The 26,557-nt window shown below is 47.0% G+C and carries 26 protein-coding genes and 1 pseudogene; 11 read left to right on the top strand and 16 right to left on the bottom strand.

The features are described from left to right. The first annotated feature begins 160 nt into the window (after positions 1-160). A complete protein-coding gene (locus tag A7K98_RS10075) occupies positions 161-568 on the top strand; it encodes a hypothetical protein (RefSeq protein ID WP_087488439.1) in 408 nt (135 codons plus the stop codon). Between the two features lie 24 nt (positions 569-592). On the opposite strand, the gene A7K98_RS10070 is transcribed toward A7K98_RS10075, so the two are convergent. From A7K98_RS10070 to A7K98_RS10055, 4 genes are all read right to left on the bottom strand, one after another. After that, positions 593-1,987 (bottom strand): basic amino acid/polyamine antiporter, encoded by a 1,395-nt coding sequence (locus tag A7K98_RS10070; RefSeq protein WP_087488438.1) that lies wholly within the window; start codon positions 1,985-1,987, stop codon positions 593-595. Positions 1,988-2,203: 216 nt separating this feature from the next. After that, entirely contained in the window at positions 2,204-3,157 is a 954-nt protein-coding gene (gene ydgH / locus A7K98_RS10065) for a DUF1471 family protein YdgH (RefSeq protein ID WP_087488437.1), read from the bottom strand. Between the two features lie 279 nt (positions 3,158-3,436). Beyond that, positions 3,437-4,393 carry a universal stress protein UspE gene (uspE, locus tag A7K98_RS10060; protein ID WP_087488436.1) on the bottom strand — a complete coding sequence of 319 codons (957 nt, stop codon included), beginning with the start codon at positions 4,391-4,393 and terminating at the stop codon, positions 3,437-3,439. 125 nt (positions 4,394-4,518) lie between these two features. Beyond that, complete coding sequence (locus A7K98_RS10055; protein WP_087488435.1) at positions 4,519-5,274, bottom strand: FNR family transcription factor; 756 nt, start codon at positions 5,272-5,274, stop codon at positions 4,519-4,521. A 342-nt stretch (positions 5,275-5,616) separates the two neighbouring features. On the opposite strand from A7K98_RS10055, the gene smrA reads away from it, so the two are divergent. From smrA to A7K98_RS10040, 3 genes are all read left to right on the top strand, one after another. Continuing rightward, positions 5,617-6,177, top strand: a complete 561-nt coding sequence (gene smrA, locus A7K98_RS10050) for a DNA endonuclease SmrA (protein WP_087488434.1) — start codon at positions 5,617-5,619, stop codon at positions 6,175-6,177. A gap of 204 nt (positions 6,178-6,381) precedes the next feature. Then, the gene (locus tag A7K98_RS10045) at positions 6,382-7,281 is read left to right on the top strand and encodes a LysR substrate-binding domain-containing protein (protein WP_087488433.1); all 900 of its coding nucleotides are present in this window, start codon (positions 6,382-6,384) and stop codon (positions 7,279-7,281) included. 87 nt (positions 7,282-7,368) lie between these two features. After that, entirely contained in the window at positions 7,369-7,653 is a 285-nt protein-coding gene (locus tag A7K98_RS10040; protein WP_087488432.1) for a YegP family protein, read from the top strand. A 91-nt stretch (positions 7,654-7,744) separates the two neighbouring features. On the opposite strand, the gene A7K98_RS10035 is transcribed toward A7K98_RS10040, so the two are convergent. The 3 genes from A7K98_RS10035 to A7K98_RS10025 all read right to left on the bottom strand — a co-directional run bounded on the left by A7K98_RS10035 (position 7,745) and on the right by A7K98_RS10025 (position 11,086). Beyond that, a complete protein-coding gene (locus tag A7K98_RS10035) occupies positions 7,745-8,965 on the bottom strand; it encodes a sugar transporter (protein WP_087488431.1) in 1,221 nt (406 codons plus the stop codon). 114 nt (positions 8,966-9,079) lie between these two features. Continuing rightward, positions 9,080-9,637 (bottom strand): cytochrome b561, encoded by a 558-nt coding sequence (cybB, locus tag A7K98_RS10030; protein WP_087488430.1) that lies wholly within the window; start codon positions 9,635-9,637, stop codon positions 9,080-9,082. 183 nt (positions 9,638-9,820) lie between these two features. After that, the gene (locus tag A7K98_RS10025; protein ID WP_087488429.1) at positions 9,821-11,086 is read right to left on the bottom strand and encodes an MFS transporter; all 1,266 of its coding nucleotides are present in this window, start codon (positions 11,084-11,086) and stop codon (positions 9,821-9,823) included. Positions 11,087-11,178: 92 nt separating this feature from the next. Here A7K98_RS10025 and A7K98_RS10020 point away from each other — a divergent pair, with 92 nt between their 5' ends. The 3 genes from A7K98_RS10020 to bioD all read left to right on the top strand — a co-directional run bounded on the left by A7K98_RS10020 (position 11,179) and on the right by bioD (position 14,191). Further along, positions 11,179-12,069 carry a LysR family transcriptional regulator gene (locus A7K98_RS10020; protein WP_087488428.1) on the top strand — a complete coding sequence of 297 codons (891 nt, stop codon included), beginning with the start codon at positions 11,179-11,181 and terminating at the stop codon, positions 12,067-12,069. A gap of 117 nt (positions 12,070-12,186) precedes the next feature. After that, positions 12,187-13,410, top strand: a complete 1,224-nt coding sequence (gene mlc, locus A7K98_RS10015; protein WP_087488427.1) for a sugar metabolism global transcriptional regulator Mlc — start codon at positions 12,187-12,189, stop codon at positions 13,408-13,410. 100 nt (positions 13,411-13,510) lie between these two features. Next, positions 13,511-14,191, top strand: a complete 681-nt coding sequence (gene bioD / locus A7K98_RS10010; protein WP_087488426.1) for a dethiobiotin synthase — start codon at positions 13,511-13,513, stop codon at positions 14,189-14,191. A 51-nt stretch (positions 14,192-14,242) separates the two neighbouring features. On the opposite strand, the gene A7K98_RS10005 is transcribed toward bioD, so the two are convergent. The 3 genes from A7K98_RS10005 to ydfG form a co-directional block, all read right to left on the bottom strand. Beyond that, a complete protein-coding gene (locus A7K98_RS10005; protein WP_087488425.1) occupies positions 14,243-14,503 on the bottom strand; it encodes a DUF1161 domain-containing protein in 261 nt (86 codons plus the stop codon). A 43-nt stretch (positions 14,504-14,546) separates the two neighbouring features. Then, a complete protein-coding gene (locus A7K98_RS10000; protein WP_087488424.1) occupies positions 14,547-14,891 on the bottom strand; it encodes a DUF1283 family protein in 345 nt (114 codons plus the stop codon). A gap of 137 nt (positions 14,892-15,028) precedes the next feature. Then, positions 15,029-15,775 carry a bifunctional NADP-dependent 3-hydroxy acid dehydrogenase/3-hydroxypropionate dehydrogenase YdfG gene (gene ydfG / locus A7K98_RS09995; protein ID WP_087488423.1) on the bottom strand — a complete coding sequence of 249 codons (747 nt, stop codon included), beginning with the start codon at positions 15,773-15,775 and terminating at the stop codon, positions 15,029-15,031. Positions 15,776-16,235: 460 nt separating this feature from the next. On the opposite strand from ydfG, the gene guaD reads away from it, so the two are divergent. Beyond that, positions 16,236-17,558, top strand: a complete 1,323-nt coding sequence (gene guaD / locus A7K98_RS09990) for a guanine deaminase (RefSeq protein WP_087488422.1) — start codon at positions 16,236-16,238, stop codon at positions 17,556-17,558. A gap of 73 nt (positions 17,559-17,631) precedes the next feature. Here guaD and hpxO read toward each other — a convergent pair whose 3' ends face one another. Next, positions 17,632-18,789, bottom strand: coding sequence for an FAD-dependent urate hydroxylase HpxO (hpxO, locus tag A7K98_RS09985; protein ID WP_087488421.1), 1,158 nt, complete (start codon positions 18,787-18,789; stop codon positions 17,632-17,634). A gap of 439 nt (positions 18,790-19,228) precedes the next feature. Further along, positions 19,229-19,777: a TetR/AcrR family transcriptional regulator gene (locus A7K98_RS09980; RefSeq protein ID WP_087490453.1), complete on the bottom strand. Its 549-nt coding sequence runs from the start codon at positions 19,775-19,777 to the stop codon at positions 19,229-19,231. A 382-nt stretch (positions 19,778-20,159) separates the two neighbouring features. Here A7K98_RS09980 and A7K98_RS09970 point away from each other — a divergent pair, with 382 nt between their 5' ends. Then, positions 20,160-20,942: an SDR family NAD(P)-dependent oxidoreductase gene (locus A7K98_RS09970; RefSeq protein ID WP_087488419.1), complete on the top strand. Its 783-nt coding sequence runs from the start codon at positions 20,160-20,162 to the stop codon at positions 20,940-20,942. A 348-nt stretch (positions 20,943-21,290) separates the two neighbouring features. On the opposite strand, the gene A7K98_RS09965 is transcribed toward A7K98_RS09970, so the two are convergent. The 4 genes from A7K98_RS09965 to A7K98_RS09950 all read right to left on the bottom strand — a co-directional run bounded on the left by A7K98_RS09965 (position 21,291) and on the right by A7K98_RS09950 (position 25,217). Further along, the gene (locus A7K98_RS09965) at positions 21,291-22,508 is read right to left on the bottom strand and encodes a lactonase family protein (protein WP_087488418.1); all 1,218 of its coding nucleotides are present in this window, start codon (positions 22,506-22,508) and stop codon (positions 21,291-21,293) included. Between the two features lie 641 nt (positions 22,509-23,149). Continuing rightward, positions 23,150-23,443: a hypothetical protein gene (locus A7K98_RS09960; protein WP_087488417.1), complete on the bottom strand. Its 294-nt coding sequence runs from the start codon at positions 23,441-23,443 to the stop codon at positions 23,150-23,152. A 782-nt stretch (positions 23,444-24,225) separates the two neighbouring features. After that, on the bottom strand, positions 24,226-24,717 hold the full coding sequence (locus A7K98_RS09955; RefSeq protein WP_087488416.1) for a M48 metallopeptidase family protein: 492 nt from the start codon (positions 24,715-24,717) through the stop codon (positions 24,226-24,228). 233 nt (positions 24,718-24,950) lie between these two features. Continuing rightward, on the bottom strand, positions 24,951-25,217 hold the full coding sequence (locus tag A7K98_RS09950; RefSeq protein ID WP_087488415.1) for a DksA/TraR family C4-type zinc finger protein: 267 nt from the start codon (positions 25,215-25,217) through the stop codon (positions 24,951-24,953). Between the two features lie 280 nt (positions 25,218-25,497). On the opposite strand from A7K98_RS09950, the gene A7K98_RS09945 reads away from it, so the two are divergent. Together A7K98_RS09945 and A7K98_RS09940 are read left to right on the top strand one after the other, a co-directional pair. Next, positions 25,498-25,809 (top strand): hypothetical protein, encoded by a 312-nt coding sequence (locus A7K98_RS09945; protein WP_087488414.1) that lies wholly within the window; start codon positions 25,498-25,500, stop codon positions 25,807-25,809. A gap of 39 nt (positions 25,810-25,848) precedes the next feature. Continuing rightward, positions 25,849-26,444 (top strand): annotated as a pseudogene (locus A7K98_RS09940) (LysE family translocator). Positions 26,445-26,557 lie beyond the last annotated feature (113 nt).

Here is a 26,557-nt window from a genome sequence, read left to right as displayed (position 1 = left end):
ATAATTATTAATATTTAACAACGAAATTACCCGGCCCTTAAACTACTGCTACGTTAACACGAAAAAGGCATCTGTTGCTGGTATATCCCCTACTAAATATGTCATTATAAATCCCGGAAATATGAGTTTCCCAGGGATCATAGTAACAGGGGGAGTTTGAGTGTCTGATGATAAACTGGCTTCAGGCGCAGATAACCAGCGCATTTGTTTTAATTACAGTGATTATCTTTCAGCTTCCTGTAAGAAGCACTGGAGTTTTGTTGATGCGATCTACGGTGTGCTGCCTATTTTCGGAATGGTAACACGTAAATCTGCGCGTAACAGAAATTCAGAGACCGAGGCCGAACTGTTTAAAGCCATGGCCTTACAGATAATTTCGACACAGGTGAGTGACGAAATTAATATTGCGCGGCTGATTGCTTTAGCCGAGCAGCAAAAAATTGTCAGCTTTGAAATCCAGCTACCATATCCACTCTCCGAGCTTCAGCTGGCTGGCATTCACGACGAATACCGCAAACCACTGACACTCAGACAGTATGATGACTGTCTGAACATCGTTCTTCCTTAAGCTTCCAGGTGTCACTGCTGGCCCTCAGGTCAGCATCAGCCTGATCGCGATAGCGACCGCCGCCAGTAAAATACCAGCGATTATCAGTACTTCTTTGCGCACCAGAGGCACCGGCTGCGGAGCTGTGTAGCGTGCGACAACAAACAGCAATAATCCCGGAGCATAGAGCATCAGTGACATCACCAGGTTTTCGGGACCGGACGCATATAACAACCATAATCCGTACAAAGAAGCCCCGGTTCCTGTCAGCATCTCTTTAGAAATTTTGCGCTGAGCTGTTTTCATTAAAAACAATCCAACCAGTAGGTACGGTACCAATACCATCTCTGAGGCAATGTTCAGAAGATTGTCATAGCCGGCATGAGTTATACCGATAATCAGCAGGCAAATCTGGACACTGCCGTTGGTCAGCCATAACGAAGCCGCAGGAGCCGCATAGCGATTTTGTCGGCTAATGATACGCGGGAATGTATCGGTTTTTGCGGCAAGGAAGGGGATTTCTGCAGCCATTATGGTCCAGCTCAGATAAGCTCCTGAGACTGACAACACCAGTCCGCCGACAATGACCACGGTTCCCCACGGGCCAACGATCCCAGCCAGCAACCCTGCCATCGAAGGGTTATGCATTCCTGCCAGTTGCTCGCGTGGCACAATACCTAACGACAACAGTGTTACTAACAGGTAGACCACCAGTGCGGCCAACACCGCGGTTAACGTTGCCCTTCCAACGTCCCGCCGCTGTCTTGCCCTGGCAGAAATAACAATTGCACCTTCAACCCCGATAAATACCCATAAGGTGATAAGCATGGTTTGTTTGATTTGATACCAGAGCGGGTGTCCCAGACTCAGCCCGCGAAAATCATGGCTGAAATTGGCAAACCGAAAGGCCAGCAGTGCAACTACCATAAACAGACATAACGGTACCAGTTTACCCAGGGTGGCCAGAATATTAATGGTCGCTGCAGTCTGTACTCCACGCAGTACCAGGAAATGGACCAGCCATAATAGCAGCGAGGCACCGCAAATTGCAGGCCAGGTATTACCTGAACCGAATACAATATGCCCCGGCGAGTCGGTAAAAAAACTTAACGCCGAAAATACGATAACCAGATAGGAGACATTGGCAATTACCGCACACAGCCAGTATCCCCAGGCAGAACAAAATCCTGTCACCTCACCGAAACCTTCGCGGGCATAGGTGAAGATACCGCCATCAAGATCCGGACGCAGACGCGACAGTAACAACATGGCCATTGCCAGGAAAAGTATGCCAATACCGGTAATCAGCCAGCCACCTAACAAAGCTGCGGGGCCTGCGACCGCTGCCATATTTTGTGGCAGGCTAAATACTCCTGCACCCAGCATAGAACTGAGTACCAGGGCTGTCAGTGCCGCGAGGCCTAATTTCTTTTCAGACATGTTGTTCCTGAGTAAAACTTCAGCGCATGAGCGCTTATTCGCACGTAAAACCAGCGGAAATTGCTGAGTTAGTAAATTCGGATGGAATTATCCACCAGAACAGCAGGGCGGAGATTTTACGGAGAGGCCGGCAGGAACGCAACGCGTAAAACGTGGAATCGGATTAAAGCAGAAGATCACGGGTAACAGAATATTACCCGTGATCTTAGCGGTGGTTTATTTAAACAGTTCCGCCGTAACTGTCAGGTTACCGCCGCTCTGGTTTTGCCACTGGCGGGTAATGTGGTAGTACTTAGCACCTTTCGCCGCAGCCAGGCGGCCTATGGCGTCTGACATTTCTGTCGGGGTACCAAAGTGATTAGTAATTGTCACTGTATCAAATGGCGTCATCTGAGCCGCAGTGAGATCACTCAGTTCCTGCACTGATTTACCACCAGGCAACCGGACAGTGTAACGCTGGCCAGTAGTATTCTGTGTTTCGAAGAAACGACCGACACTTCTGTCTGGCGCTTCAGAAGAGGCAACTCCCGGAATTTCCACTTTAGCGGCAGCAGCACCGCCAGCAGCCAGTGCTGCTTTACCGGCCTGAGAATCGGCAGGGATAGCATCCGGGCTCTGCACACGACGTTCTTTAGCATCTGCCTTGTAGACATAAGCAGTGATGAACTGGTTACCGCCATTATTAGTATCAATCTGACGTACGATAAAGAATGATGCTGCACCTTTATCTTTCGCTGCACGGGAAATAGCATCAACCGCATCCGGTTGACTTGGGAAATAACCGCTCACGGTAACAGTATCGAAAGGCTCTAACCGGTAAGCGACATTTTTCGGTAATTCATTCACGCCATTGTAACGGCTGTAATGGGTTTCTTTTACAGCAGCAGGTGCATCACTGCGATACAAATCGGCAGTCACACGCCAGTTACCACTATTACCTGTGGCATCGCTGACACCCTGAATAAAGAAAGATGCTGCGCCCATTTCATCTGCGCGTTTTGACACAGCGTCACTGACATCAATCAGTGAATTAAAACGTCCGCTGAGATTAATACGTTTAAAAGGCTGTAACTCTGCTGCTTTCTGTGGTGACAGCTCCTGGGCTGCAAATGCATTAACAGCAGTGACAGAAAAAAGAGCTGCTGCCAAAAGGGTGTTCTTTAGCTTCATAAAAATAATCCTTCGCCTTGCTCAAAAGAGTACGAAACCGTCCCGGACGTTGATGTGTAACCTGTTTGGTTTCGATTATTGCATGTAATAATTGTGCTGTCTCAGTCAATTTATGCATTTATCCTGCCACAGATAAAAAAAGAAGATTCAGGAGATTGCGGAAATATTATGACATTACGATGAAGCAGACTTAAAACGCACTGTAGCAGGAAAATAAGGTGGGTTAAGTACAATTGGTGTTGCTGCTGCCAGCCTGGCAGCAGCAGGGCAGAGAAAAAATCAGGCCGATGGCGTTTCTTCTTCGTTGTCCAGTTCCGGAGCAACAAAGTCGTCAGGTTTAAACACCAGCAGGTCACAGCGCAGATGATCGATCACCTGTTCCGCGGTATTCCCGAGGAAAGCTGCGGAGAGTCCTGTACGGCCTACTGTTCCCAGCACCACAACCCCTGCATCCAGACTGCTGGCCAGTGCAGGAATCACTTCATCAGGTTCGCCTTTATCGACATGAGTAAACTCATCGGCAATAGAGAATTTTTGACGCAGTGTTTTCATAGCGATCAGGTGCTGACCACGGATGGCATCATTATAAGTTTGCGGATCAAAGTCAGGGAGTTCAATGGCTATGTTCACGGGGGTGAGCGGATAGGCCCCGACCAGATGAACTTCAGTATGGTTGACCATATCGGCCAGTAACTGGCTTTCTCTGACCAGTTTCTGGTTCAGCGCGTCATGCTGTGGTTCTTCGCTGGCAAGGTTTACTGCCACCAGCGCTTTACCACCTTCTGGCCATGGCTGGTCTTTAACCATCCAGACCGGGCTCGGACATTTACGTAATATATGCCAGTCGGTGGGAGTGAAAATCACGGATTCCAGCCGGTCATACTGGTGGGCCATTTTCAGGACTAAATCATGTTTAAACTGCAATACTTCCTGAATAATGGCTTCGTGTGGCCGGTTATGCCAGACCACTTTGATTTCAATATCGACACCAGAATCTATATAGGCCTTAGCTTGTTGGCGGATCCATTCAGTACGCTGATTAATTACGCCCTGACGCATACTGGTTCGTTCATCAGGAGACAGCAGGGTAGTCATCTCATACGAGAAATCATAAATAGCGAGGAAGGCTTTAATCTTGCCGCCGATGCGTTGATTCAGATATACCGCACGCCGCAGCGCTGGCTGGTCATCCTGCTCTGAGTCAATAGCTACCAGGACATTTTGATATCTGGACATAATGACATCTCCTTGCAAAAGGCTTAATTCACTTAAAGATAGCCTAAGTTGCCTTGCGGGAGAAGAGGAGAAATTAAAAGCAGAGCAGAGTGACAGGATGTCACGCTGTTCTGCTTATCTCTGGCTCAGGAGTGACAGGGAACTGTCTGTCCGGCCAGTTCGGTCAGCATCGGATGATTTTCGATAGTGATGTATTTACCTTTCACTGCCAACATCCCGCTCTTCTGAAAACGACCCAGCAGGCGGCTGATGGTCTCAACGGTAAGCCCCAGGTAATTTCCGATATCTCCACGGGTCATGGTCAGACGGAACTCACGCTGTGAGAAACCTCGCTGTGCAAAGCGACGAGACAGGTTCCAGATAAAAGCAGCCAGACGCTCTTCAGCGCTCTTTTTCGACAATAAAAGAATCATGTCCTGGTCACTTTTAATTTCACCGCTCATCAGACGCATCATTTGCTGACGTAGTGCCGGCATTTTTCCGGAGAGATCGTCCAGTGTTTCAAACGGGATTTCACAGACCATCGACGTTTCGAGAGCCTGAGAAAAGCTTGGATGGTGGCTGCTGATAATGGCATCGAAACCTACTAAATCACCGGCCAGATGGAACCCGGTAATTTGCTCATCGCCCTGTTCGGTAATGGTGTAACTTTTTAACGTACCGGAACGAATAGCGTAAAGGGATTTCAGCTCATCACCTGCCTTGAACAAAGACTGGCCTTTCTGGATAGGTTTCTTACGTTCGATAATATTATCCAGCTGATCCAGTTCATGCTCGTTAAGCGTGAAGGGAATGCATAACTGGTTAATGCTACAGTCCTGGCAGTGGATGGCACAACCGCCAGATTGAACGCGACGAATAATCCTTTTTTCTGGAATCATAATTCAGTTCCGGTAGTTATTAACTTGTACGAATTTTAACATTTTTCGCGAAGAAAAACAGGCTTACATTACATCGTTTTCTAAAATATTTTTATAATTTCAAATAATTTTGTAAATGACCTGTAAATTCATCTGCTTATCTGCTGAGGAGTATAAACTAATTTGTTGCCACAAGATAAATGTGGTTATCCAAATAATGCAAATTGTTACCCGCACGGTCACTCTACGCTGATTGTCCGGAGGGTAATTGATCGAAGATAAGCGCTTTAATGCTGAAAATCGACGTTAGAAACGCTATTCTTTGATCGGTCGCTTAGTGTTACTTCCCCTACAGGAGTGGTTATGACGAATCCTGATGATCACACATTATTTAGCCTGGCGGTTAATGATGTTAATCCGATAAAAAATAACCAGAAGATCCACATTCCCCGTTCGGTTAACAAGGTTCTGCCGCGCAGTGAAACGATAAATACAAATTTCCTGCTCAAAGACCGGATTACCCCTTTGTCACTGATGACCCCGGCAACCTTTCGGGCTGAAGGGCTGCAAACCGGAGTTGTTGATAAATTGCGCCGTGGAGCTTATTCACTGGATGGCAGCTTGTTTCTGATCCGCCAGAGCGTCGAACAGGCCAGGCAATCTGTCTATGAATTTATGACTGAAATCATCCGCAGGGGCGGGAGGAATGTACTGATCATTCATGGAAAATCCCGCGAGGAGACCAGCCACAGTAATATCATCCGCAGTTATCTGACCCACTGGTTACCTCAGTTTTCTCAGGTTCAGGCATTTTGCGTGGCTCATCAACGGCACGGGGGCAGCGGTGCAATGTACGTCTCCTTACGCAAACCAGAAGAGTTACGTGAGCAAAATCGTGAACTCCATGGCGGGCGCAGCAGATAACGGCTTCTGACCTGCAGACCTTTGCCAGTGCTTTATCTCAGTGGAGCTGACTACCTTTTTATCTGCGGTTGAGCCGAGACGGCAATCTGTCGGCGGTTTGCTGATTCATCAGTCACTTTAAGCAGCATGACTCCGGTACATCCGAATACATGCGGTGGCACGTGGCCTAAACCACACTCAATTTTTCAGCAAAACAGGATTTGGATGCGTAAAAAGATTCCCGGCACTGCGTCATTACTGGCATTTGAAGCTGCTGCCAGGCACGGTAATTTTGCCAGGGCAGCCGATGAGCTCGCTCTGACTGAAGGTGCCATCAGCCGGCAGATAGCCCGGCTGGAAACGTTACTGGAGTGCAGGTTGTTTGAGCGCTCCGGAAACCGGGTTAGCCTGAATGCTACCGGGGCACGCTATGCCAAGTCGGTCCGGGAGACCCTCGAACGTTTTGACCGGGATACCCGTTCGGTAAGCGGCAGTATCGCCAGCCAGCGAAATCTTGAACTGGCAGTATCACCTACCTTTGCCAGCCGCTGGTTGATCCCCAGACTGAAAAGTTTCAGACAACAGCATCCGGACATTACCCTGAATATCACCGCCAGTAGTGACCCGTTTATTCTCAGTGGCAGTGGGCTGGATGCTGCTCTCCATTTTGACCATCCTGCCTGGGCAGGCATGCAGGTCAGGCATTTGTTCCGCGAACGGCTGATCGCGGTGTGTCACCCGCAGTTAATGACCGGAGAAGACCCTCAGCAATTACTGAACCGGTTACCGCGGATTCATCGCCGGCAAAATCCCGACGCCTGGGCACATTTCGCTGATATCGCAGGTATTCACCTCGATCATCCGTTGCAGGGCGCTATTGTGGATCTGCATGAGATGGCGATAGCCGTTGCTGTTGCCGGTGACGGGGTGGCATTGATTCCGGAAGTGTATGTTCAAAGAGAGCTTGCTACGGGGCAACTGGTTTCTCCCTGGAGCCATTCGGCCTTACTCAGTAAAACTTTCTGTCTGATACTGCCAGCCACTGTCGGGCAGGAACATTCAGCACTGCATGATTTTGCCTGCTGGCTGATATCTCTGGCCGACCAGACTGTGTTTTCAGAATAATCGCTGCGATTTTTTAGCGGGCAACATTGCATTCTCAGTCATCACGGAAAACACTTAGCGGGGTACATTTACTTCGGAGATTCAACGATGAGTGGAAAGTATGAAGTTTTTCTGGGAAAAGATCAGCAATACTATTTCCGTCTGAAAGCTGCTAACGGAGAAGTGATCCTCAGCAGTGAGGGCTATGTGAATAAAAGCGGTTGTCTGAATGGCATTGCCTCGGTACAGAAAAATAGTCCCGAAGATCATAATTATGAACGTCTGACAGCCAAAAATGATGCCCCTTACTTTACGCTGAAAGCCGCGAATCATCAGGTTATTGGCCGTAGTGAGATGTACAGCTCCGTTGCTGCACGGGAAAAAGGCATTTAGTCAGTGAAAAAAAATGGCGCCAGTAGCACGATTAACGAACTGCCGGCGCACTAAATATAATGGCATTATCCCCGGCTGGCCTGGGATAATTTCACAGATTAGAACGAAGTTGCGGGTATTTTTTCAGACTGTACAGACACCACACCAGGCTAATCAGTGCAAATGCAGATCCTACATAGCCTACGAGATTCATTCCCAGATGGCTGATGACCTGATTACCGATCAACGCGCCAGCACCAATCCCAATATTATAAATGCCTGACATCAGTGACATTGACACATCGGTTGCATCCGGTGCCAGTGACAAAACCCGCACCTGCATCGACAGGTTAATCAGCATCATTGCAATTCCCCAGACAATACAGACGGTCATGATTGCCGGAGCATGCGTTGAGGTGACTAAGAACAGCCCCATGCAAAGAGTTATGGCTGCTATCGCTCCGGAAAGGAGTGACGAAGGAAAGCGTTTACCCAGGGTACTGAACAGCACGCTGCCAAAGATACCTGCAGCCCCGAACAGCAGTAACAGCAGGGTAGTGAAATTAGCACCCTGTTGAGCCAGTTGCTGCATAAAGGGTTCAATGTAGCTGTAAGCGGTATAATGGGCTGTCACTACCAGTGTAACCAGCAGATACATGCTCATCAGCGCCGGACGGCGAATCAGCATTGGCAGGCTTTTTAACGAACCAGTATGTTCACTTGGCAGTTTTGGCAGCAGTCTGGCAAGCATTACCATCAACACCAGTGAAGAAACCGCAATAATGCCAAAGGTTGTACGCCAGCCCATGGTCTGTCCGATTATCCGCCCAAGCGGGACACCCAGAACCATAGCCAGTGCAGTTCCTGTTGCAATCATACTCAGGGCCTGGGTTTTTTTACCCGGAGGTGCAATCCGGATAGCCAGCGATGCGTTAATTGACCAGAAAACCGCATGGGTTACCGCGATCCCGATGCGGGAAACCAGTAATGCATTGAAGTTCCAGGCGACAGCTGAGAGCACATGGCTGGCAATAAAAATTGAAAACAGAATAACCAGTAAAATTCGTCGCTCAACATTGCGGGTAAGCAACATTAATGGCAGTGACAACAGAGCTACACACCAGGCGTAGATCGTCAGCATAATCCCCACATCGGCAGTTTGCATACCGAAACTGGTTCCAATATCAGACAGTAAACCGACGGGTACAAACTCCGTGGTATTAAAGATAAAGGCGGCGACAGCCATCAACAGTACCCGTAGCCACGCTGTTTTGCGGGACACGGGACGGGAATGTAACGGACTTTCATTGACGGAGGGTGATTCGGCGGTCATAAGAAAAAGGGTTTTCCTCAGCATTAAGTGATCTAACTCACAAAGTGCTGCTATTGTGACGAATTTAAAGACAGGATTAAACCCTTAATTCAGCTTATCTTCTGCAAAAACGATTCATTTACGTGATGAACGACGCCGTGTTGGCATCATTCTTAGCAGTGTGTCATCGCGGAACAGAAAATGGTGTGCGATAGCGGCAAGGGCATGTAATCCAATCAGCCAGTAGCCAAAATTAGCCAGTGTCTCATGCCAGTTAATGATTTGGCGGCTGAGGGTGAAATCCGGATGATCCGTCACCGGCATAGGAATACCAAACACCAGCCATTGTTGGCCACGGACATAGCGGGAAGATACACCCAGTATCGGTAATACCAGAAATAACAGATATAAGAGTTTATGAGCCAGAGAAGAAAGCAGATGCTGCCACTGTTTCAAAGGTGGTGTTACCGGTGGTGCCGGATAACGAAAACGAAGTAATAGCCGGACACACATCACCGCAAACACCAGAATGCCGCAACTGAAATGAGTTACGATTATCGTTTTACCCTGCCAGGATCCCCGTGTCGCAAACCCGCGCAGCTCAATAGTACTGTAAACGATGATCAGTAACAGTAATGTTAACCAGTGCAGGCGGATTTGCCAGTGCTGATATTTATTCTGAAAATCCGGCATAGCGTTCTCCGTCTGCAATCAGGCAGTTCAGGTGTCAATGTTATCGACATGTTACAATGAACAATGTGAAGAAAAGTATAGGCAGGATTATAATTTTAATTAAAAATTATTACGGGCTGAAATTATCAACATGGGCGGGTTTGCTGCCGGTAATCTGAATAGTACCGGCAGCAGGCAGGAGATTTAGCGGGGAACTGTTTGTACCCGTTGCATCAGTTTATAACCAACAAAGAGTGCTAAAACCAACAGCACGGCAATAAATGCGGTAACACCCGGCCAGCCATAATTGCGCCAGAAGATACCACCGGAAGTGCCTGCAACACTCGAACCCAGGTAATAACTGAACAGGTACATCGAAGATGCCTGGCCTTTAGCCCGTTTAGCACGAAGTCCAATCCAGCTACTGGCAATGGAGTGTGCGGCGAAAAAGCCACCGGTGAACATCAACAGACCCGGCAGGATCATCCAGACCGAAGAAAACAGCGTGATCAGCACACCAGCCAGCATCAGGCCGGTTGAAAATAAGAATACCGGACCGCGGCCAAACCTTACACTCATGGCACCTGCTTTAGGCGAACTCCACGAGCCGGCAAGATAAACGATCGAAATTAATCCGACGGTCGCCTGGCTCATAGAATAGGGCGCATGCAGTAAACGGTAACCGATATAATTAAACAGGGTGACAAATGCCCCCATGACCAGGAAACCGATAAGAAACAGCAGCGGCAACCCTTTATCCCGGAAATGAAGTCTGAAATTAATCAGTAATACTTTCGGGCGTAATCGAACGGCTCTGAAATGCCGTGAATCAGGTAAGATTTTCCAGAACATAAACGCTGCAGCCAGTGCACAGCAACCAATACTGAGAATTGCTATCCGCCAGTTAAAAAAATCAGTAATCACACCGGTCAGTAAACGTCCGCTCATCCCTCCGATGGAATTCCCGCTGATATAAAGGCCCATGGTAAAGGCCAGCACGCCGGGATGAATTTCTTCACTAAGGTAGGTCATCGCCACCGCAGCAACACCACTGAGTGATAAACCAATCAGTGCGCGCATGATAAGTATGCCGGTCCAGCTGGTCATCAGCCCTGAAGCCAGAGTACAGCAGGCAGCCAGAATCAGGGCACCAACCATCATCGATTTACGGCCGATAGCATCAGATATGGCCCCAGTAATTAACAGGCCAAGTGCCATACATGCGGTAGAGACAGAAAGTGATACTGAACTGAGCGCCGGGGAAATATCAAACTGATGGGAAAGAACCGGCAATATTGGCTGAACACAATAAAGCTGGGCAAAGGTGGCAAGGCCGGCGGAAAAAAGAGCTACGGTAACCTGGATAAATGACGAAGTGCCGCGGGTAATATAAGGCGATTTACCGCTGCGTTGGGCAGGACTCTCTTCTTCCGCTGACGGAAGAGTTGTCGCCCGGGACGTGCTGTTCATGAACATTCCTCAGTGATTAGTATCCGCTCACTCTAGGAAAAGCCAAATAAGTTGTCTAATATATTAATAATCTCAAATGATATTTCTAAAATATGAATCTTGAACTGAGGCACTTACGTTACTTCATTGCAGTGGCAGAAGAGTTACATTTTGGCCGGGCAGCCAGCCGGCTCAATATTTCTCAACCTCCACTAAGCCAGCAAATCAGACAACTGGAAGAGACGGTGGATGCACGATTATTCGCCCGTAATAACCGTCGTGTTGAGCTGACGTCTGCCGGTAAACAATTTTTGAATGATGCCAGGGCCATTCTGGCTCAGGTGAAACAGGCCAGCGAGCGTGCCTCACGATTGCACTATGGTGACAGCGGGGAATTAAGGCTGGGTTTTACTTCGTCAGCCCCCTTAATCAAACGGATTTCCGAAGTGGTTTATCAGTACCGTCTGGCATACCCTGACGTGCATCTGCACATGCAGGAAATGAACAGTCGTCAGTTGCTCCTGCCGTTACAGGAAGGCAGGCTGGATTTGGCCATTATGCGCAATACTGAACTGCCGGATGATTTACAGTATTGCCTGCTGCAAAAAGAAGCCATGTATGCGGTAGTTCACCGCGACCACCATTTGGCCAGACAACGTAAAATTTCTGTCACTGATTTACGTGATGAGCCATTTGTGTTTTTTGACCATCAGGGGGGAACTGCACTGTATGGGGAAATTCTGGGGTTGCTGCTGCGTTACCAGATTACCCCAAATATCACTCTGGAAGTCGAAGATGCGATGGCTATTCTGGGCCTGGTAGCGACCGGACTCGGTGTTTCTATTCTGCCGGCTTCATTTCGTCGTGCAAAGCTTAATGAAATTGTCTGGCTGGAGTTATCAGAACCGGATGCTCGTTCCGAGGTCTGGCTGGTCTGGTCAGCACAGCGGCAGATTACGGCGCCTTTACGGCATATGCTGGAACTGATGTCCTCTGTCAACTGACTGTCATAAATCTTCTGTGAAGTCAGTCACATTTCCACCGGCCCCTGACGTAACTGTTAGTAGAAAACCTCATACTCTTTTTATTTCGATCAGCGAATAAAACCAAAGGGGCGGTGAGTGTTTGAAGAAAGCCAGCCTGGGCATATTGATCATATTAAGCAGATTAACGCAGGCGTTGTTTACCGCCTGATTGATCAGCACGGGCCGGTATCACGAATTGAACTTTCGAAACTGGCTCAACTCGCCCCGGCAAGTATTACCAAAATTGTTCGTGAGATGATGGAAGCTCATCTGGTCCGTGAATGTGAAATAGCCGAGCCAGGCAACCGTGGTCGTCCCGCGACCGGGCTGGAGCTGGATTGTGAGGGCTGGCATTTTCTGGCAATACGCTTGCATAACCGTAGTCTGCTGATGACTCTGCGCGATCTGAGTGGCAAAACAGTCACCGGAGGAGTGGTAGACTTCCCGACAGACCCTTTAATGCCGCTCGCAGATTTTATCATCGGTGCAGTTGAGCAGTTTTTCAGTCGCCATCAGTCAGTGCTTGAACGTCTTACCGCCATTACAATTACGTTACCCGGGCTTATCAATGCCCGTAGTGGCGTGGTGCACCGGCTGCCAGAACATCAGGAAAAAGATATCCCTCTGGCCCGGAGCCTGAACCGCCAGACCGGATTAAGCGTCTATATTCAGCACGATATATCGGCGAGAATGCTGGCCGAGCATTATTTTGGGGCTGCCAGGGGCGTCAGGGATGCCATATTACTGGTGATGGATAAGCAGGTCGGGGCTGCGGTGATCACTGCGGGACAACTTCTGCATAAAAACAGCTCTGCGCTGGTTGAGATTGGGCATACCCGGGTTGATGCCAGTGGAGAGGCATGTTACTGCGGTAATCGCGGCTGTCTTGAAACCGTTGTTGGCACCGAAAGTCTGTTAAAACAGGCACACGAACGTATGCTTACTACACCCGACAGCCTGTTACATAAGCACGATGAAGAAAGGGATACTCGTTGGTTGTGCCGTGCTGCTATGGATGGTGATCCTCTGGCCTGCGAAATTATTACCACCGCAGGGGAGCTGGTTGGCCGTAGTCTGGCAATGATGGTCAATATTTTCAATCCGCAATATATTCTTATTGGTTCTCCACTGAATAGTGCAGCAGAAATTTTGTTTCCGGCCATAACTGCTGCGATTTGTCGTGAAGCATTACCCGCCTACAGTGAGCAGGTCAGTCTGCGACCTGCCGAATTTAATCAGCCGGGCACCTTACCTGGTACGGCTCTGGTTAAAGATGCATTGTACAGTGGGGAGTTATTGGTCAGGCTTTTACAGGGATAGCTGGCATAAACTTGCGTTAGCGCAATTCATGATGTTGTTCAGTGACCTAGAATGCATTCTGTATTTTTAAAAAACGTACTGGTGAATCCTGGGAGCATACGTGAAAAGAGTGTTTATTACAGGCACGGATACCGCCGTGGGTAAAACCGTTGTATCTCTGGCATTCTTACAGGCTGCGGCACAACAAGGAATGAAATGTGTCGGTTATAAGCCGGTTGCGAAAAATGCCAGACAGACGGACGAAGGGATGCGTAACAATGATGCACTGTTGCTGCAACAGGCATCGTCACTGGATTTGCCTTATCAGACCATTAATCCGTTCGCGCTGGAAGGTGATGAAATCAGCACCAGCCCGGGATGCCGGGTTGATTACGGTGTGCTCAGTCGTGGGCTGGCAGAAATCAGCCGCCAGGCTGAACAGGTGGTTATCGAGGGCACCGGCGGATGGCACTGTCTGATGAATAATGAGCAACCGCTTTCTGACTGGGTTATCAGCCAGAATTTACCGGTGGTCATGGTGGTAGGCATCAAACTGGGGTGTATTAATCACGCACTGTTGACTGCGGAGTCGATTATTGGTGATGGTCTGTCATTGTGCGGGTGGGTGGCTAACCGGATTAACCCCGGACTGGCCGAATATGCCAGTATTATTGATGTATTACAAAAACACCTTGGAGCACCGTTGGTGGGAGAAATACCCTATCTGCCCAGGGCTGAACAGCGTGATTTAACAAAATATATTGATTTGTCACGGATACGCGAACCGGAATTTGTTATTTAACGGCAGGGCGGGAGTGAGCAGGAACATTCGCAATGTTCCTGCTGCAGGCTATCAGGAAGACGGAGTACTACCGTCATCAGCCAGACGCTTATAGACGATCTTCTGAGTATCATTCTGACAATGACCAACGACCAGACCATCTTTCTGATCGGCCTGATCACTTGGCACGATATCAAGACTGAATCCGGATTCAGGAACCCCGTTAGCAATAATCTTTTTACTGATATCGGCCTTCACTGATTCACAGGATGCCTGTGCCAGCAAAGGGAAAGCAATTAACAACGCACTGGTTAACAGAACTGACTTTTTCATACTTAGCTCCTTTATGCTGATAAAACTGTTACCCAAAACGGAATCAGGGGTTAACAGGACGACCGGTACGGCGATCAAGACACCGCAGGGTATTCGGTTCCCAGTAAGCGTTAAGATTCTCGCTCTGTTCACATTTATCACGGGTATCAAAAGCTTTATCTACTTTATTAAATTCTTTTTCCGCCCGCTGATTGACTTTATGCCGCAGAGCCTGGGTATCATCCCACTGTTGTTGGCTTTGACGGGCATCCTCTTTCGTCATCGCATTATCACCGCTGTCGATAACAATATGCTGTGTTGCCGCCAGGCTTCCCGCGGCTGTGAAAAGTAATCCACCGCCAAGAATAGCACTCAGAATAACAGGCAACATTTTTGAAGTTATTTTCATATTGATTTCCTTTTATCATTTTCCGGAAAGCTATTCATTGCTGTTCCGGCCGGCAAAAGTATAACACTTTTGCCGGCATGACTACGCTATCACAGTTTGCTACGGTCAATGGCAGCTATCTAAAGCGCAGTAAGCTGTTACTGTTTTGCTACCTTCAGTCCGCCATAAGTCTGACTGACAGGCATCATTTCAAGGGTGTTAATATTCACATGTGCAGGGAGGGCTGAAACCCAAAACACGGCTTCGGTCACATCTTCCGGTGTGAGTGCCTGAGTACCGTCATAGACTGAACTGGCTTTACCATCATCGCCTTTAAAACGTACATTTGAAAACTCAGTACCGCCAACCAGACCCGGTTCAATATTGGTCACACGAACCGCAGTGCCATGCAAATCGGTACGCAGGTTCAGACTGAACTGACGCACAAATGCTTTAGTCGCACCATAGACATTACCCCCCTGATAAGGCCAGCTGCCGGCGGTGGAACCAATATTAATAATGTGACCTTTATTACGGGCGACCATACCGGGTAATACGGCACGGGTAACCAGCACCAGCCCCTTGGCATTGGTGTCAATCATGGTTTCCCAGTCATCCGGATTAGCATTCTGCGCAGGTTCCAGCCCCAGAGCCAGGCCGGCATTGTTTACCAGTATATCAATAGCCTGCCATTCTGCAGGTAACTGGCTGATGGCCTGCTCAATAGCGGCACGATCCCTGACGTCCAGCTGTAGTGGTAACACCTTGTCGCCATATTTTTCTTTCAGTTTTTCCAGACGCTCAGTTCTGCGGCCGGTAGCGATAACTTTGTGCCCTGCATCGATAAAACGGGCAGTAATCGTTTCACCAAAACCAGCGGTAGCGCCTGTGACAAGAATAATCATATCCACACCTTTTGTTCAGTTACTGAATGACAGATTACAACATAGCATTGATAGAGCGACGTTGCCTCTTAATCGTCATCATTTGACTGTGAGAGAATGTTGATGATTGCCCTCTGATGGTGCAGATATACGCGTGTTGGTGCGAATATTTGCAGGGTTTCCGGGAGAACAGGTGAGGTGTGTTTATAAAACAGCCAGGCAACCGGTTGCGGGGTTAAAGCAAACGATTGCGAAGAGAATATCGTTTATTATTCCTCGGATAATGCAAAATGGAACTATATCTTATTGAAAATAAATGAATTTAATCAATAATGATGAGTGGCACAATGATTGCAACACAATGATTGCAGTAAGCGATGATACCAGGGATAGAGCAGTCAAAGTTGTAACCGGCGTTTCAACCGGCATTTATCCCGATTACCAGATCCCCTGATGTTCCGGGGGGTGACAGAGGAAAAATATGTCTCAACCAGGCTTGCAGGCGATTCGTGGCGCATTCGTTCATTTTGTGGATATTGCCAATGAAAAACAGCCAATAACCGAACAGTTTCGTTATCTGCCAGACGGTTTACTGCTGACCGATAACGGCAAAGTATGTTCACTGACTGCCTGGAGTGATGACGCTCAGATCCCGGCAAATGCGGTGTTTACCGATTTGCGGGGCAAACTGATCATGCCTGGCTTTATTGATACTCATATTCACTATCCACAGACTGAAATGATAGCTGCCTATGGTGAGCAATTGCTGGAGTGGTTACAGCAATATACTTTTCCGGTAGAAAGCCAGTATGGTGATCCGGGTTATGCCGCTGAGATGGCTAAATTCTTTATCCATCAGTTATTCAGCCATGGAACAACCACCGCTCTGGTGTTTGCCTCAGTTCATCCGGAGTCTGTTGATGCGCTGTTCACAGAAGCTGAAAAATATGCCATGCGGTTGATCGCCGGTAAAGTCATGATGGATCGCCATGCTCCGGAGAACTTACTGGAAACTCCTGAACAAAGCGCTTTACAAAGCCAGCAGCTAATCGAGCGCTGGCATGGCAAGGGCAGGTTGGGATATGCCATTACTCCTCGTTTTGCCCCGACCTCGACTCCTGAGTTATTGCAACAGGCGGGTGAATTACGCAACAAATATCCCGGGGTGTGGATGCAAACGCATCTGAGCGAAAACCTTCGCGAGACAGAATGGGTGAGGGAACTGTTCCCGCAGCAAAGTAGTTATCTGGGGGTATATCACCATTATCAGTTAACCGGAAAACGTTGTGTGTTTGCTCACTGCATTCATTTGCAGGACACGGAGTGGGATTGTCTGCAACAAACGGAGTCAGCAATTTCATTCTGCCCAACCTCTAATCTTTTCCTGGGGAGTGGGTTGTTTAATCTGCAACGGGCCCGGCAACAAAAAATACCGGTAGGAATGGGCACTGATGTCGGTGCAGGCACCAGTTTCAGCCTGTTACGTACATTAGGAGATGCTTATAAAGTACAGCAACTGCAGAATTACAAGTTTAATGCCTGCGAAGCTTTTTATCATGCAACCCTTGGCGGTGCTCATGCACTGGATCTGCATCAGCAGATTGGGAATTTTAATGCCGGTAAAGAAGCTGACTTTATTGTTCTGGATTTACAGGCAACACCCTTACAGGCACTGCGCAGTAGTAACAGCAAGGATATTTACGAACAGCTGTTTGTTTTGATGACGCTGGGAGATGAACGAAATATTGTTCAGACGTGGGTCAACGGGCAATGCGTGTGGCGTCAGGGACAGGCAGATAACTGAGAGTATTTTATTCCGCAACGGTTATCCGGCAGGCAGGTGCATCAGACCTGCCGGAACAACCGTTACAATGTCTTCAGCCTAAAGGGCCGCCTTCAATGGTTTCACACATCCCGCCAAGCACACGCTCACCGGTTTCTTCACGCAGCTCACTATACCAGTCAGCAGTGGCCTGAGGGTCTTTACCGTGGGTCACATCACAACGCTTACGGGCTTTCAGGATCAGATCTTTAACCCGCAGATTACGGCGGTTCTGGTAACGCAGCAGGCTGTCTTCAATACCCAGGGAATGTGAAGCCAGAACCGATGCCAGTACAATGGCATCCTCCATCGCGGCACATCCACCCTGACCGATATCTGGGGTCGTACTGTGGGCAGCATCACCTAATAACGCGACCCTGCCTTTAACGAATTCCATAAACGGTTCAATGTCGTGAATTTCGACACGATTGGTCGTCTGTGGGTCTATAAGTTTAATCAGCTGCTGAACAGGCTCAGCCCATCCTTTAAAGTAGCCACTCAGGTCATCTTTGAGGGTTTCTCTGTCTTCAGCGAGACCTTTTTCCAGTGGGACATCAAAGAAGAAATAGAAGCGGTTTCCACTGACCGGCATCAGGGAGACCCGCTTGCCTTCACCAACAAAAGTGGTCCATTGATCGGCCGGGGCTATCGATTCATCAATAGTCACCAGTCCGTTCCAGTTAACATAACCAGCATAACGGCGTTCAGTGGACTGGCCACGCACATATTCACGGACAACAGAGTGGGTACCGTCGGCGGCAATCAGGAAATCCCCCTGAGCTTCGCTACCATCTTCAAACCATACCTGTACACCATGACTATCCTGTTTCACGCGCGTAACACGTTTACCAAAATTGATCTTTTCTGCGCCATAGCTGTCAATAAGCATTTGTTGTAACTCTGCTCTGGCTACGGGATAGGGGTACTCACCGACACGTTCAACCAGTGGTGACAGGCTGAATCTGGTCAACTGGTCGCCGCTGGCATAATCGTTGTAAGCCATCCAGGCCATATTCCCGCCAAGAGCCCTGAGTTCATCTCTCAGTCCGAGGGCATTCAGACATTTGACACCATTGGGCCAGATAGAAATTGCTGCCCCAACGGGTTTCATTTGTTTCACTGCTTCAAAGACTTCGGTTTCATAACCGCAACGACTTAACGCCAGTGCCGAACTCATCCCGCCGATACCCGCGCCAATAACTATTGCTTTCATCTGAATCTCCTTTTTTAAGGCTACACAGCTTCTGCAACTTTTGTACCAGTTAGGGGTGAGAGAGTGATTTGATTTTAAAAGTATATAAATCAGATAATTAAAGAATAAGGTTGATTTTAATCGCTGTTTTTTATGCACCATTACTGTGCCACGAGAGATTTGCACAGGCTTTAAATGCACTTTAATGATCCATTGTGAATCAACTGTTTCATTTGCCGGAGAGGTATTTCAGAATCGTTGTTGAATGAGCAGGGGTAAAGTCTGATAAAGACAAAGGGCGGCACATTGGAAGTGCCGAATGCTGATTTCTGTCCTGTAGCAGTGAAGGTACAGCCTCTTCTGTTACTTTACCTTGTTTGTCGCCGCGATAAATAAGTTCTGAAAACTTATCTTTACGGATAGGCACCGGGCGGTTTTGTTTTGTCTCTGTGAAACTGGGTCAGGTTGGTTTGCGGCGGGGAACTGTTAAGTCGGCACGACAGACCTCCAGAATTTCATCAGACAGGGACGAATTATCCGGACAGGCACGGGACAGTATCAGAGCACCAACAAGATGAGAAATTGTATTTATCAGGTCAGCTCGGGTGTCTTTATCAGCACCAAAAGCAGCCAGTTGCTGTTCAATTCCCGCAGCAAATGCTTCCTTAACAGGCTCAGGCTGGCGAGCTGCATCAGTACTCAGAGCCGACATTACGCAACCTTCACCCATATGATCACGATGTTCCCGGGAGAGATAAAGTCTAATGAATTTGTCCCTGTCAATGTTTTCCGTTTTTTCTGCTGACTGAGTAAAACCACAGTTCATCGCTTCAGACAACAAATCAGACTTAGAGCTAAAGTGCTTGTAGAAGCCACCGTGAGTTAATCCAGCCTCCGACATCAACTCAGATATTCCGATTCCATCGTAGCCGCGTTCACGAAAAAGTTTTGAGGCCGTTTCAACAACCCGCATCCTGTTCTCGCGTACCTGTTCTTTTGACACCTTCACGTTATTACCCCCTAAAAAACAGGGCTCAATTATACATTGATGATGGTCGTAATCAAACCGGTTGACTTTAATGATTATGATCATCATCATTAAAAGACAGTTAAAGCAACCATTGCCAGGCATATAAACATGACGAACCAACCACTAATTCATCAATGTGTGCTCAGGCTAATGGCTCCTGCAAATTACATCGCAATAGCATCATTAAAGCGAAAAGAGACAGATCAGGCCTGGATGCTGACAAACCGATGGCATCCCGCCACACGTTGGCCGGTACTCCGGACCTGGCCGTAAAGTTAAAAAAGGCAGCAACGGCTCTCTCACGTTTCTGTGCGGGACGCGTATTACGAATTCTGTTTAACCCTTCATTAAAGAGGTCAGCATGACTAAAACTTCAGTTCTGATTACGGGTGCATCTACGGGCATTGGGGCAGTGTACGCTGAACGATTTGCGCGTCGCGGCCATGACCTTATTCTGGTCGCGCGTGACAAAGCAAAATTAGAGACCCTGGCTGATCGTCTGCGTCAGGAAAATGGAATTTCTGTCGATGTACTGCCTGCCGACCTTACAGTAGCGGGTGATTTAGCTGCTGTTGAAGCTCGCCTTCGTGAAGACTCCGGCATTGGTATTCTTATTAACAATGCGGGTATGGCGCAGTCCGGAAGTTTTACAGAACAGACACCTGAATCTATCGACAAAGTGATCGCACTTAATATCACGGCCCTGACAAGATTGGCCAGAGCAGCGGCGCCACGATTTGCGGAAGCAGGTGAGGGATCTATAGTCAACATTAGTTCTGTACTCGGACTTGCGCCGGAATATGGCTTAACGGTGTATGGCGCAACCAAAGCTTTTGTTCTTTTCCTGTCTCAGGGATTGAATGTCGAACTGGCATCTAAAGGCGTTTATATTCAGGCGGTGCTGCCTGCCGGCACTTACACCGAAATCTGGGATCGTTCAGGTATTGGTACCAGTGACTCAGTAAAATTTATGGAAGTAGGTGAGTTAGTGGATGCTGCGCTGGTTGGTTTTGATCGCCGTGAGCTGATTACTATCCCTCCATTACAGAATGCTGAATCCTGGGATACCCTCAATACATCGCGTCAGGCTCTGTTCTCTGACATTAAACAAAGTGAAGTTGCACAACGGTATAAAGCCATTTAGTCAGTCAGGTCTGTCTTTCAGGAAAGTATCAAGGCTGGTTTCATCCTGAAAAATCGTCTTTGAATAAGCACAGGTTGATATAAGGACCGGAGATATGGCGTATCTAAGGCTACAGCTGCATTGATATCAGGATGAGACCACAACGATGGCGGGCACTATTATCTCGCCAGGGGTTCCTGGTTATGCCAAAAAGCGTGAAATTAGTTCACATCTGCCTGTGATGAGAACGGGAAACTGTCTGGCAGGGAGAAAAAAGTCCGAAAACTGGCAGTGTTTTCGGACTTTTACTTAACCACGGGTTCATTCAACGGTTCAGTTACTGAACAGTATTACCCTGAGGTTGCTGTTTTAATTAACGAACTTGATATCTGTCGGGGTACCAATCTGTAATGTAACTGCGGTAGGAGTCAGCTCACCGGTTTCGGCATTTCTTCTTAACTCAACCACATTGTTTGAGTACACATTGGCAATAATCATGTACTGACCTGTCTTATCGAACGCAAAGGCGCGAGGTTCAATACCGCCAGAAGAGAAGCGTTTGGTGAGGGTTAATTTTCCGGTTGTTGGATCCGCCTTAAACACCACAATTTCATTAACCTTACGACGGTTACCTACATATAGGAATTTATGGTCAGGGCTGAACAGGATACCTGCGCCACCTTTGTCATCCGGATTAGTGCTATCGGTCAGGTCAGCAACCTGAATTTCGGTAAGCTTATCGTTATCTATACGATAGACATGAACCTTCGCCGACATCTCTGTACTGAGATAAGCGAATTTCCCGTTAGCGGAAAAGGTCATATGGCGGGGACCTTCACCTGGTTTGAAGTGTAAATCAAAACCGGGTTCTGCAGTCAGTGGCTGTGATTTATCCGCATGATAGCTGAATGCGTGCACAGTATCGGCACCCAGGTCGGCAACAAATAGCATTTTACCATCCGGGGTAATATTGACCGAATGAGCGTGGCCACCATCCTGACGATCTTTGACTATGTGCGATCCCTCGATAAAGGGAACATGCTGAACAGCTTCTCCTAAACTACCATCAGCCCGCAGAGGGAACAGGGTAATACCGGCATTACGGGGTGCAACAGAGTAGTTTGCCGCGATTAAATATTTATCATCTAAGGTGATTGTTGCATGGGTTGGCTGCGAACCCAGACTGTCTGCCTGATTAATGGTACTTAGCTTGCCTTGTTTACCCACTTTTAGCGCAGTAACAGAACCGGCATCATTTTCATTGGTGGTGTAAGCAAATTTATGGTTATGGCTAAATACAATCCATGACGGGCTTGATAGCTTCAACACATCCAGCGGGAGTAAAGAACCATCACTATTCAGGCGGACACGGTAGATACCCTGGCTCGGATAAATGGCTTTTTGAACCAAATCGCCAGTGTCCTGCCCGGTCCATGAACCCACCAGGAAAGTCTGAGCAGGTAAATTATGAGCTGGCTGAGCTAGCAAAGAGCTGTTTTCAGCATAACTGATGCTGGTGGAAAAGATTAAAGAAATTAAAGAGAGATTTAACGCTTTTTTTATCCGGTGATGTGTTTGGGTTTTCATCTTTGTGTTAACAACGGTAATTATAAGTTATTTATGTATACAACATTTACATTGACTCTCATAGAAAATTAACAAGGAAAACTTAACATTAATCATTTGTGATGATTTAATAACCAACAAGTACGGATTCTATGCCATAAGGGCTGATACCTTCTTTTCCCAGTTTTCTGATACCCGACAGCAGAAGGTCTGGAAAGGCCACAGCCTGCATTAATTATTAGGAAAATTAATATAAAAGGTTGCCAGAATTGAACGCAGGCAGGAGATAATCTGTTTAGTCAGGTTCTGTGCCAGTACGATTTATTAACCAGTCATGGCAGGCAGTTTTAAATAAGCAAAGGGATCACGTAATGAGGCTATTACCACTGATTTCAGCCATCAGATAATCTGAAATCATTGCAGTTAACATTCAAAAATAATTCTCTGCGTCAAAATATCTCTCCCTGGAAAATCAAAGATCGGATTTTTTGTTTGTTGCAGAAATATACCGTTAAATTCTTAATGGTCATTCAGCAGCTGATATGCAATCGCTATAAAATTATTCATTCCGCAAGTCAATGTCGCTTGCGGAATATTATACGAAAATAAATTTCGCGGTGATACCGGGCGCTTTCTTTTGAACCAGGTGAAATTAATTAGCGTCAACGATAAGCAATCACCAGAACCCCCAGAGAATGTTCACGGTTAACCCATTTAAGTTTACTGGTACCCAGCCCCATAGGAAGATAGCTACTATCTGATGATAACTCTATCTTTTTACTGGTTTTATGCGTGCCTTTCTGACAGCTAAAAGTCACCGAGGTTGAACTGATACTGTGCATGCAAGGTGACTGGTATATATAGCCGGTAAATATTATCCTGCCGGTATATGAATAAGCAGCCGATGGCAACAAAAATAACAGGAATAAAAATCCCAGACCACTGAGTGATTTCATTTATGACTCCCCGCATCGTGTGCTACCCAATATTATTGTGGATCACAAACAATATAATGAAGTTTATTAAAAATCACATTGATCATGCGTATATAAACCAGTGACTGGCTAAAAACCAGATTATTACAGGTTTATATTACAGTAATAATAAAATTCCCACAAAGTTGTGTCTTTTAAAAATTAAAATGGTGAGCCCAGAGAGTCAGGGATCTATTTTTATAATATATAACAAAGCAATTTCCGGCTTAATATGACCGGTAATTCTTAAAGTAATTGATGTTTGCTGCGACTTCTGTGTTTAAGTTAGCGCTGTTTATGTTTTTTGGCAATCATTGATTTTGCAATTTTTCAGTTTTTTTTTGCATATCACGCAAAATGCACTAACAACAGTCCATCATGCATAAAATCAGATGACGGCAGATCATTATAAGCATCTGAATTAAAATGTTTTATTTGTGTTTTTTAGAGGGGGCAGAGAGATGCAAAGATAATGTAATCATTACGATAATCTATGGTCAGGGTGGTTACAGGGAATTTTCATAAGTAAGTGTGATTAATTATTCATCGGCGCCAACAGCAGAGAAGGGGCTTTCGGTGTTACATTGAAAAACTGATGATCACCGGGAATCAGTTATTGATCATCAGTTTTATTGGTTCATACAGGAAGGCAGATTCAGGGTTAGCCGGACGCCCTTTTAACTGTAGGTTAGAAACCGAACAACAAAACAGGCTGTTGGCATTAAACAACAACAGGCTGTTTTATTTTTTAATGGATCGATGAGCTACTGTTGATCACGCCAGTTCAGCCATAGCCGAAGATCAAATTCCAGCTGGTGGTAGTCTGGTTCCATATGGCAACAGAGTTGGTAAAAGGCTTTGTTATGATCTTTTTCTTTCAGATGTGCCAGTTCATGTACCACAATCATCCTCAGGAAATCTTCCGGGCCTTCGCGAAACAATGTCGCAATCCTGATTTCATTATTTGATTTAAGCTTGCCGCCCTGAACCCTCGATACAAAGGTATTGGTACCCAGTGTGCCACTGACAGGATTTTGTTTGTTGTCATAGTAGACTTTAGACAGTGCGGGGGCATTTTTAAGGTAACGCTGCTTATATTCAGCCACAAACTGATACAGAGACTTATCACTCTGGATATCGTGACGAGAGGCATACTTTTTTTCCAGCCAGCGGCCAAGCTTTCCCTGATCAGCCAGACTCTGAACCTGGCTGATAATCGCAGGGGGATAACCGTTGAGGTACTTTAACTGTGTCATTAGAACGTGAAGTGGGAGAATAAACAAGTGATTATACACTTATGGCACCCACCGGAGAACCTGTGTTCAGGGCTATGACGGCAAAATTTGTATCAACGGTAGTGGAGCAGATAAGCAATATAAGAATAAAAATATCCGAAGAACGACCGGAGCTGAACTAACAGGCGGACTTTGTAATTCAGCACTATTAAGTGACAACGTCACTTAATAGGTATAATTTAATCAGCGTTTACCTATCTCAACTGACTGTCCTTACTGCCTCTCCGGTTGTATCCGCTGTTAAACTCATCCTTCTTCTCCTTTTCATTCTGGCATTTTAGACAATATCTGACACCAGCAAGGGCTTTTCGCCGGGCTTCCGGAATGGGGTCACCACACTCTTCACAAATTTCAGCGCTTTCACCACGGCCGAGATGCTCACGCGCCCTGGCAACGGCATCTTCGACCGTGTCATCAATTTGTTTATTTACAGCTCCGTCGTCAGACCAACCACTTGCCATATTGATTCCTTACTGATTAGCCACTAAGCCAGTATAGAAGAAAAGCTGGTAATACCTGAAACTGCGTGATTGTTGTGTAATAAAACCTACTGACGTGTGGAGTTCCCCCAGGCGTCGCTACATGAAATCCCGGAAAATCCCGGAGGGTGAGTGACCGGTTTTTTACGTAGCGCAGTCATTTATAAAGTAGCCAGATATCTCGCCTTTCCAGGTTAGTTATTCAACAATTAAGATTGTAAGATGGGTTGAACAACAGTAGCTCCGGATTAAGGAACATTGAATGAGCTGCCATCGGTGCCAGGATTTATGTGTTAAATATATTATCCGTCAGCCAGAACAGTTACGTAAGGCCATTCGTATTGCACGGGATTCCCTGGCTGACGGAACACTGGTTGAGGTTAAACCAGAGACTGACTGGAATCAGTTCAGTTTTGATGAGTGTGCAGAGAAAATGATATGGGGTGATATTGTCGATTATCATTTCGCCTGCAACACTTGCGGTACCCAATTTGTTTTGGGTGCTGAAACGTACCATGGCAGTGGCGGATACTGGTCACCGGAAAGTGAAACACCAACTGCTACCATTGATTAAACCTGCTTCTCTGAACATTTTCCTCCTGAATTCAATTGTATGGATATAAATATTACCGGATTTATCCCTGCGCTACTCCCGGTAGCACTTTCCCCTGGCGCGAGTTTCTCGTTAGTGATGAGCAGTGCTTTGACCGGGGGGCGGAAAGGTCTGTTCAAAACGCTTGGTGGTACTGCGCCTGGCATTTACACCCATGCAACCCTTATAGGACTTGGTACAACAGCGGTGATTGCGTCATCACCGGCCTTATTTGGCTTGCTAAAAATGGCAGGAACTTTATATCTGTTTTGGTTAGGTTTTATGCTTATCAGGAGCGGATTACGGCCAGGACAAGCCGTGTTTTCAACAGCCAGTACTTCCGTAACGCTAAAAGAAGCCTGGGCGGCCAATGTTCTTAATCCTAAAGCCATAATCTTTTATCTGACGGTGGTGTCACAATTCGCCGGTAATCAGGGAGGGCTGAATAACTTTCTGGTACTGGCTTCTGTTCATGTGATTGTCATGAGTGTCTGGATTTTACTGGTTAGCTACCTCCTAATCTTCTCTGTCAGCAGAGCTAACCCTCTGATGTTAAAAAATACGTTAATATTTCCGGCGGAGTGCTGTTGGTATTTTTTTCATTGTATAACTTTTAAATAAAGCCAGTAGTGACTCCGGAACAGAGCTGCGTAATGCCGTTTAATACGAGATAAAAGGAAATATCTGTCGGGTAACAGGAGCCGTCTGTGACGGCTCAAATGTACTAACT

This window comes from Tatumella citrea (assembly GCF_002163585.1).
Taxonomy (GTDB): domain Bacteria; phylum Pseudomonadota; class Gammaproteobacteria; order Enterobacterales; family Enterobacteriaceae; genus Tatumella; species Tatumella citrea.
The sequence above is the reverse complement of the archived record's forward strand: the minus strand, read 5'-3'. Positions and strand labels throughout refer to the sequence as shown.

What these genes read in the sequence shown, in the direction of transcription:
- A7K98_RS10070 (WP_087488438.1), bottom strand. Translation starts at nt 1,987, where the DNA reads ATGTCTGAAAAGAAATTAGGCCTCGCGGCACTGACAGCCCTGGTACTC.
- ydgH (WP_087488437.1), bottom strand. Translation starts at nt 3,157, where the DNA reads ATGAAGCTAAAGAACACCCTTTTGGCAGCAGCTCTTTTTTCTGTCACT.
- uspE (WP_087488436.1), bottom strand. Translation starts at nt 4,393, where the DNA reads ATGTCCAGATATCAAAATGTCCTGGTAGCTATTGACTCAGAGCAGGAT.
- A7K98_RS10055 (WP_087488435.1), bottom strand. Translation starts at nt 5,274, where the DNA reads ATGATTCCAGAAAAAAGGATTATTCGTCGCGTTCAATCTGGCGGTTGT.
- smrA (WP_087488434.1), top strand. Translation starts at nt 5,617, where the DNA reads ATGACGAATCCTGATGATCACACATTATTTAGCCTGGCGGTTAATGAT.
- A7K98_RS10045 (WP_087488433.1), top strand. Translation starts at nt 6,382, where the DNA reads ATGCGTAAAAAGATTCCCGGCACTGCGTCATTACTGGCATTTGAAGCT.
- A7K98_RS10040 (WP_087488432.1), top strand. Translation starts at nt 7,369, where the DNA reads ATGAGTGGAAAGTATGAAGTTTTTCTGGGAAAAGATCAGCAATACTAT.
- A7K98_RS10035 (WP_087488431.1), bottom strand. Translation starts at nt 8,965, where the DNA reads ATGACCGCCGAATCACCCTCCGTCAATGAAAGTCCGTTACATTCCCGT.
- cybB (WP_087488430.1), bottom strand. Translation starts at nt 9,637, where the DNA reads ATGCCGGATTTTCAGAATAAATATCAGCACTGGCAAATCCGCCTGCAC.
- A7K98_RS10025 (WP_087488429.1), bottom strand. Translation starts at nt 11,086, where the DNA reads ATGAACAGCACGTCCCGGGCGACAACTCTTCCGTCAGCGGAAGAAGAG.
- A7K98_RS10020 (WP_087488428.1), top strand. Translation starts at nt 11,179, where the DNA reads ATGAATCTTGAACTGAGGCACTTACGTTACTTCATTGCAGTGGCAGAA.
- A7K98_RS10005 (WP_087488425.1), bottom strand. Translation starts at nt 14,503, where the DNA reads ATGAAAAAGTCAGTTCTGTTAACCAGTGCGTTGTTAATTGCTTTCCCT.
- A7K98_RS10000 (WP_087488424.1), bottom strand. Translation starts at nt 14,891, where the DNA reads ATGAAAATAACTTCAAAAATGTTGCCTGTTATTCTGAGTGCTATTCTT.
- ydfG (WP_087488423.1), bottom strand. Translation starts at nt 15,775, where the DNA reads ATGATTATTCTTGTCACAGGCGCTACCGCTGGTTTTGGTGAAACGATT.
- guaD (WP_087488422.1), top strand. Translation starts at nt 16,236, where the DNA reads ATGTCTCAACCAGGCTTGCAGGCGATTCGTGGCGCATTCGTTCATTTT.
- hpxO (WP_087488421.1), bottom strand. Translation starts at nt 18,789, where the DNA reads ATGAAAGCAATAGTTATTGGCGCGGGTATCGGCGGGATGAGTTCGGCA.
- A7K98_RS09970 (WP_087488419.1), top strand. Translation starts at nt 20,160, where the DNA reads ATGACTAAAACTTCAGTTCTGATTACGGGTGCATCTACGGGCATTGGG.
- A7K98_RS09965 (WP_087488418.1), bottom strand. Translation starts at nt 22,508, where the DNA reads ATGAAAACCCAAACACATCACCGGATAAAAAAAGCGTTAAATCTCTCT.
- A7K98_RS09960 (WP_087488417.1), bottom strand. Translation starts at nt 23,443, where the DNA reads ATGAAATCACTCAGTGGTCTGGGATTTTTATTCCTGTTATTTTTGTTG.
- A7K98_RS09955 (WP_087488416.1), bottom strand. Translation starts at nt 24,717, where the DNA reads ATGACACAGTTAAAGTACCTCAACGGTTATCCCCCTGCGATTATCAGC.
- A7K98_RS09950 (WP_087488415.1), bottom strand. Translation starts at nt 25,217, where the DNA reads ATGGCAAGTGGTTGGTCTGACGACGGAGCTGTAAATAAACAAATTGAT.
- A7K98_RS09945 (WP_087488414.1), top strand. Translation starts at nt 25,498, where the DNA reads ATGAGCTGCCATCGGTGCCAGGATTTATGTGTTAAATATATTATCCGT.